The organism is Clostridium polynesiense (assembly GCF_000820705.1).
GTDB lineage: Bacteria > Bacillota > Clostridia > Clostridiales > Clostridiaceae > Clostridium_AA > Clostridium_AA polynesiense.
Window position 1 is genome coordinate 1 of sequence record NZ_CCXI01000130.1, and the last position, 7,668, is coordinate 7,668.

The 7,668-nt window shown below is 34.5% G+C and carries 5 protein-coding genes; 4 read left to right on the plus strand and 1 reads right to left on the minus strand.

Features of this window, described 5'->3' with window-relative positions; translation table 11 throughout:
* Positions 1–27: 27 nt before the first annotated feature.
* A complete protein-coding gene (gene purR, locus TA89_RS12625; RefSeq protein WP_040213862.1) occupies positions 28–843 on the minus strand; it encodes a pur operon repressor in 816 nt (271 codons plus the stop codon).
* Between the two features lie 222 nt (positions 844–1,065).
* On the opposite strand from purR, the gene TA89_RS12630 reads away from it, so the two are divergent.
* The 4 genes from TA89_RS12630 to TA89_RS12645 all read left to right on the plus strand — a co-directional run bounded on the left by TA89_RS12630 (position 1,066) and on the right by TA89_RS12645 (position 7,630).
* Positions 1,066–2,127, plus strand: a complete 1,062-nt coding sequence (locus tag TA89_RS12630) for an HD-GYP domain-containing protein (RefSeq protein WP_040213863.1) — start codon at positions 1,066–1,068, stop codon at positions 2,125–2,127.
* 174 nt (positions 2,128–2,301) lie between these two features.
* Positions 2,302–3,678, plus strand: a complete 1,377-nt coding sequence (murC, locus tag TA89_RS12635) for a UDP-N-acetylmuramate--L-alanine ligase (RefSeq protein WP_040213865.1) — start codon at positions 2,302–2,304, stop codon at positions 3,676–3,678.
* Between the two features lie 428 nt (positions 3,679–4,106).
* Positions 4,107–5,843, plus strand: coding sequence for an ABC transporter ATP-binding protein (locus tag TA89_RS12640; protein WP_040213867.1), 1,737 nt, complete (start codon positions 4,107–4,109; stop codon positions 5,841–5,843).
* On the plus strand, positions 5,843–7,630 hold the full coding sequence (locus TA89_RS12645) for an ABC transporter ATP-binding protein (RefSeq protein WP_040213869.1): 1,788 nt from the start codon (positions 5,843–5,845) through the stop codon (positions 7,628–7,630). Before TA89_RS12640 ends, TA89_RS12645 begins: the two co-directional genes overlap by 1 nt.
* The last annotated feature ends 38 nt before the right edge of the window (positions 7,631–7,668 follow it).

A 7,668-nucleotide genomic window follows, 5' to 3' on the forward strand; every position in this document is an offset into this window, starting at 1 on the left:
AAATTTGAATTTTTGTTCATATTTTCTTTAAGAATAGGAAGGTGATATTCTCATATTTATGTTACCTTCATCATCTACTGAGTCAAATTCTAAAATAGATATTCTCTCTTCCACTAGTTTTCTTCCTGCACTTACGCTCTCAACCAGCACTCCTATACCAACTAATTCGCTTTCAAATTCATTTAAAAGATCTTTAATTCCTTTTGCAGTTCCCCCAGCTCTCATAAAATCATCTATAAAAATGCATTTACTTCCTTTATTTAAGCTTCTTCTGGCTAAAGACATATTTTGAATACGTCCTGAAGAACCTGAAACATAGTTTATGCTCACTGTAGGTCCCTCTGTAACCTTATTTTCTCTCCTTACGGTAACCAGCTGTACTCCTAAGTTTTTAGCCACTTCATAAGCAAGGGGAACTCCTTTGGTTTCTACAGTAACCACATAATCTACATCTTTATCGTAAAAATGGGAAGCCAGAATAACTCCTGCCATGCTCACCACTCTTGGTTTAAACATTATATCTGTCATATAAATAAAGTTTCCAGGTACTACCCTGCTCTTGTCTTTAAGAAGCCTACATATTTCTTCTGCAAACTCTTTTTTGCTTTCTATGCTTATATCCGGAATGTACTTAACTCCTCCTGCAGCTCCTGCAATGGTTAAAACCTTTCCAAAATTCATTTTTTCCATGGTATCTTTAACTATCACCATATCTTCACTTATAGTCGATTTAGCACTATTTAGCAGTTCGGAAAAATAGTTAAAACTTATAATTCTGTTTGGGTTATCTGTTAATATCCTAGTTATGGCTGATATTCTACTGTTTCTGGTCAATTTCTCCATACTATCACCTTCACTTTTTAATTATTCTTCCTTTAAATACGAATTTTAAAACTTAATTACCTTACTAATATTCATATTTTATTATAATTTCTTTTTTTTAGCAATATATATCCTTTATAAAAGCCTATTTTAAGCCTGTTTTCCATGTTCCCTACAGTTTACATAATAGAATTTATTTGGTAAAATTATATTGAAATTTTTGTAAAAAGAGGCAGGTTTTATATGAAAAGTTTGGTAATGACTATAAGATGTGTGGATTTACAGCCGGGTATGGTTCTTAGCCGGGATTTTATCATCAACAATGTAAAGCTTTTAAATAAAGATGTAGAAATTTCTCCTAAATTGGCTGTTAAGATAATGAGTCAATTTCCTCAGGAACATCTGCAGATATACCGTCCGGATAATCCTGATAACAAATCAATATATAAAGAAAATATAGCTTCTAAAAAGGTAAAAATCGAAAAAGATTTTTCAGCTCTTTCAAACATCGCAGAGAATATTTTTAAGGAAGTAGCTAAAAGCGATGAAGTAGAAATTAAGGATGTAAGGAAGATTTCAGAAAAAATAATGAATTTTGAAGATCACGGCTTAATAATGAAGAGTATAGTGGAGGTAAGAAATGTAGATGAATATACCTTCAGACATTCAGTGAATACCGCGGTGCTTTCCGTTACCTTGGGTAAATGGCTTAATCTTTCCAATAATAATCTTAAGCTTTTATGTTATGCAGGTCTCCTTCATGATATAGGAAAATCAAAGATACGCCCTGAAATCTTAAATAAAAAAGGGAATTTGAATAAAAATGAATTTGAAGAGATAAAAAGGCATTCAAGGCTAGGATATGATCTGGTAAAAAAAGTTCCCTTTATAGATACCAGTGTCAGCCTTGCTGTTTTAATGCATCACGAAAGAGAAGACGGCTCAGGTTATCCTTTAAAGCTTGTGAGTAACAACATACACCCTTTTGCAAAGATAATTGCCATAGCGGATACCTTTGATGCTATGACTTCTAATCGAGTTTATAGGAGCAAGATCTGTCCTTTGTCGGTTTTAGAAAATATTAAAGCAGATTCCTTTAAACAACTGGATCCTAATTATTGCAGCGTATTTATTACGAATATGCTCAACTTTTATATTGGAGATAACGTAGCCTTGAATAATGGAAAGCTGGGCAGAATAGTAAAATTAAATCCAAATAATATAACCAAACCCTTAGTATCAGTAAATGACAACTTTTATGATTTATCTTTAAGCACCAGTTTATGTATAGAGGATATATTATAATTTACTCCGCCGGCATATTGTGCTAATCTATGGATATCAAAGCAAAAACTTTAGAAATTATCACTGCAGCTGTTGTATCCTAATATACTTTTTTGAATACAATAAAATATACGTGTGATTTTTCAAAAAAGTGTAAATAATTATTCATAAGCTAGTAAAAGAGGGGTTGGTATTTTGTCATTTAATTTTATAAAAGATAAGGATAAAAAAGTTCATTTTATTGGAATAGGCGGAATCAGCATGAGCGGTCTTGCTGCTGTGCTTCTTAATGCCGGCTATAAAGTCTCCGGTTCAGATGCAAAAGGATCTCATATAACAGAAAATTTAAAAGCTCTGGGAGCAGAAATTTACATAGGACATAATGCCTCTAATATTGAGGATGTAGACTTAGTAGTATACACTGCAGCTATTTCTCAGGATAATCCAGAGCTTTGCTATGCCATTAATAATAATATAACTCATATGGATAGAGCAGAATTCTTAGGACACATAATGCAGGGACATAAATATAATGTTGCTGTAGCTGGAACCCATGGAAAAACCACCTGCACATCTATGATTTCCCATGTAGCTTTAGAAGCTGATCTTGATCCCACCATACTGGTAGGCGGAGAGCTGGATGCTATAAAGGGAAATTTCCGTGTTGGTGATAGTGAATATTTTATTACAGAGGCCTGTGAGTATAAAGCATCATTTTTAAAATTCTTCCCATATATAGGAATTATACTTAATATAGATGCAGATCATCTGGATTATTACAGAGATATAGACCATATCACAGAAACCTTTAAAGAATTTGCAGACCTTATTCCCGAGGATGGCTATCTTATAGGCTGTGCAGAAGATGACAGGGTTTCAGATATATTGTCCAAGGCAAAGTGCAATGTAATAAGCTATGGAATCAATAAAGGAGAGCTGACGGCAAGTAATATAACCTACGACGAGAAGGGTTCTCCTACCTTTGATGTGTGCCGTGGAGGTGATAAATTATTCAGCCTTAAGCTTTCAGTACCTGGAAGGCACAATATTTTAAACGCTTTATGTGCATCTGCGGTAGCATTGATATTTAATACCTCCTACGAAGCAGTAATTCATGGTCTTAAAAGCTTCAAAGGAGCCCATAAAAGATTTGAATTTAAAGGAGTAAAAGATGGCGTTACAGTGATTGATGATTACGCACACCACCCTACAGAGATAAAAACTACTTTTTCAACAGCTAAAAGCTATCCTCACAACAAAATATACTGTGTATTTCAGCCTCATACCTACACAAGGACTAAAAGCCTCTTTAAAGAATTCACAGAATGCTTTGAAGGTGCCGATGAATTAATATTAATGGATATATATGCAGCAAGGGAAAAAGACACAGGCGAAATTACCTCTGATATGCTTGGCGATGCTATAAGGGCTAAAGGAATTCACTGTGTAAATGTACATTCTCATGAAGAAGCCTTAAGTCATGTAGAAAAAAAGCTGTCAAAAGGTGACCTTCTTCTTACAGTAGGTGCCGGCGATGTAGTTAAAGTTGGAGAAATGTATTTAAATAAATAGCAGATTTTGTAGATATTTATCGCAAATAAATTACTAAATAATAAAAATAATTATTGATTCTTTACCAAAACTACTGTAATATGGAAATATAATTCATTATTTTATAAGAAAGGAGATAGGAATATGATTACTAATAAGTTTAATAACTCAGCGAAATTAACATCAACTAAATATGTAATTGATGGCCTATCTTTGTTCTTGGTGCATTAATAATAGTGAATTTTATTCATTTGAATTAATAACAAAGCCCAGGCTATCTTCCTGTGGCTTTTTTAATTTTTATAAAACTATCTGTTGATTAAGCCTTGGGTTTTCCATGGCTTTTTTATTTTTTGAATATTAATACAAATGCACCGACTCAATAAATCAAGGGCATTATGAAGGTTTATATAAATGTCAGTTTGCTTGCAAAGGAGGTTTAAGCAAAAATGAAAAGGATTTTTAATTATGTACTGAAATACAAACTTCTGCTTTTTATACCTACTATAGCTATGGTTTGTGTTATTGCTGCAGATGCTGTCACTCCCTATATAACCAAACTTATTATAGATAGGGTTATAATCTTAAAGGAATTTTCCATTTTAAAGTATCTGCTTGGAATTATGATGGTTATTACTATTACTAAGGCAGTCATCGGATATGTTAGGGAATATCTCTTTGATGTGCTTTCTGCAAAGGTCAATGAAGACATTAAAAATGATCTTTTTAATCATATTCAAAGTCTGCAGTTTAGCTATTTTGACAATATGAATACCGGGGAGCTTATGTCCAGGATAGGCGAAGACGTAGATAATATCTGGAGGACTATTTCCTTTGGTTTAAGACTCTTCGTTGAAAATATTTTTTATTTTCTGTTAAGTTCTATAATTTTATTTTCTTTAAACTGGAAGCTTGCAGTAGCTTGTATAAGCATAATGATCCCCATAGGCTATATAGCAGTTAAGCTTGAGAATACTATATTAAAAAGCTATGAAGAAATATCAGATCAAGCTGCTGTAATAAACACCACAGCACAGGAAAATATAGCTGGAGTAAGACTGGTTAAAGCTTTCGCCAGAGAAAAACACGAAATTTTAAAATTTCTTAAAATGAATCGTACAAATTATGATTTAAATATGTCTCAGGCAAGAAGTTTAGCTAAGTATTATCCCCCAATTGAACTACTCACTAACTTCTCTATTATTATAATGATTATCTTTGGAGGAGTTTTAGTGATTAATAAATCCATGACTATAGGTACTTTGGTGGCCTTCAGCCAGTATATAGGAAACCTTATCTGGCCCATGAGGAACCTGGGATGGCTCACTAATATGCTTGCACAAAATAAAGCCTCTTCAAAAAAAGTATTCGATATTATGGATACGGAGCCATCTATAAAGACTCCGGAAAATGCATCCTCACCGGAATCTATTAAAGGTGATATTGAGTTTAAAGACGTTTCCTTTAAGTACAATGACGAAACAGTACTTAGGGATATAAACCTTAAGATTTCTGCCGGAAGTACAGTGGCAGTAATGGGAGGAACGGGCTCAGGAAAGTCTACCCTTCTCCATCTAATAGGAAGATACTATGATGTATCCCAGGGTGAAGTTAAGGTGGACGGTATAAATGTTAAGGAAATCAATCTTAACTCCTTGAGAAGTCATATGTCGGTAATTCCTGAGGACACCTTCTTATTTTCCGATTCAATTGAGGAAAATATTAAATTCGGAAAGAGGAGTGCCTCTATGGATGAAATAGAAACTGCCTGTAGGACAGCCTGCTGTTATGATTTTATAACAGAGTTTGAAGAAGGCTTTGACACCTTAGTTGGAGAAAGGGGAATAGGTCTCTCCGGAGGGCAGAAACAAAGGATATCCATTGCCAGAGCATTAGTCAGGGATGCTTCTATACTGATATTGGATGATGCTACTTCTGCATTGGATATGGATACAGAATATAATCTTCTGAAAAATTTAAATGAGAGAGCCAAACAATGTACAACCTTCATAATTGCTCACAGAATATCTGCAGTTAAAAATGCAGATAAGATTATATTCTTAGAAAACGGAACTATTTTAGAAGAAGGAACTCATGATGAGCTTCTAAAGCTTAAAGGCAGATATTATGAAATATACTGCGAACAATTTAAAGATTTTCAGTCCTTTGAAAGCGAGGTGGTATAATGGCTAAGAATACTGTAAAACAGGATGAAGATCTTCAAAGGCACTCTAAATTAGAGATTATAGGGAGGCTTATGAAATATTTAAAGCCCTATAAAATAAAGGCCTTATTTGTAATACTGCTTATGATTTTTGTTATGATCTGCGGTATCTTAAATCCTTATCTTCTTAAGGTAGCTATAGATAATAATATACAAAAAGGAGATATAAAAGGACTGCTTATTATAGGAGCTGTGCTTCTTGTACTAAACAGTCTGGCTGCTTTAGCTACCAGGATAAGATTGATATCCATGTCTTCAATTACAAATAATATTTTGATAAATATTAGGGAAGAGCTTTATACCCATATTCAAAAGCTATCCTTCTCCTTTTTTGATAACAGACCTGTAGGAAAAATACTCGCCAGGGTTATCGGTGATGTAAATGCACTTCAGGAACTATTTTCCAATAGTATAACAAGTTTTATCCCAGAACTTTTAAGCCTTGTATGCGTTGCCTTTATGATGTTTTATATGAACTTCAAACTGGCTTTGGCAAGTATAATAATTCTTCCCTTGCTTTTTATAAGCATGTTTAAGGTAGAAACGGTATCAAGAAAAAGGTGGGATGCTTATAGAAAAAAACGTTCTAACTTAAATGCTTTTACCCATGAGGATTTTGCAGGAATAAAGGTTGTTCAAGCCTTTGCCAACGAAAAGAACACCTCTAATTCCTTTAAAGATTTGGTCAAGACTCTTATGGATTCCTTTATAAGCACAGTAAGACTCAACGACCTCTTCTGGCCACTAGTGGAGTTGTCCTGGGGAGCCGGAACGGTGATAGTATTTATGGTGGGAGTCAACTTAATAATTGAAGGGAATATTTCCGTAGGTACACTGATAGCCTTTACAATGTATATAGGCATGTTTTGGAGACCTATCATGAATATAAGCAACTTCTATAATACCCTGATATCAAACTTCTCCGCAGCAGAAAGGATTTTCGACATATTAGATATCAAGCCGGATATAGTTGACCTTAAAAATGCGGTTAAAATGCCTAAGATAAAGGGAAATGTAGAATTTAAAGAAGTTACCTTTTATTATGAAGAAGGTAATCCTGTACTGAACAATGTGAGCTTTAAAGTATCCCCGGGAGAAACTATAGCTCTTGTAGGAGCTACAGGTGCAGGTAAGACAACCATTACCTCACTTTTGAGCAGATTTTACGACACTCAAATAGGTGAAGTGCTCATCGATGGCAAAAACATTAAAAATGTAGAACTGGAGTCCCTCAGATCACAAATGGGAATAATGCTTCAAGACACCTTCCTCTTCTCCGCTACCATAAAAGAAAATATAAGATATGGAAAGCTTGATGCCACTGATGAAGAAGTCATAGCCGCTGCAAAAGCAGTTAATGCACACCAATTCATCATAAAGATGGAAAAGGGCTACGATACAGAAGTTAATGAAAGAGGATCAAGACTTTCTCTAGGCCAAAGACAGCTCATATCCTTTGCCAGAGCAATGCTTGCCAACCCTAGGATATTAATTTTGGATGAAGCTACATCCAACATTGATACCTTCACAGAAAAGCTTGTTCAGCAAGGTATAAAAAAGTTATTAAGAGGAAGAACCTCCTTTGTTATAGCTCATAGGCTCTCCACCATAAGGGATTGTGACCGAATTATGGTTATTGACGAAGGAGAAATAAAAGAAAGCGGTTCTCATGATGAACTTCTCTCCCAAAAAGGCATATACTACAGCCTATACATGGCCCAATACAGATTCCTCAACGAAGGCGCCTAAACAAATTGCCCCCATAAAAAGGAAGCACCCCAGGGGTT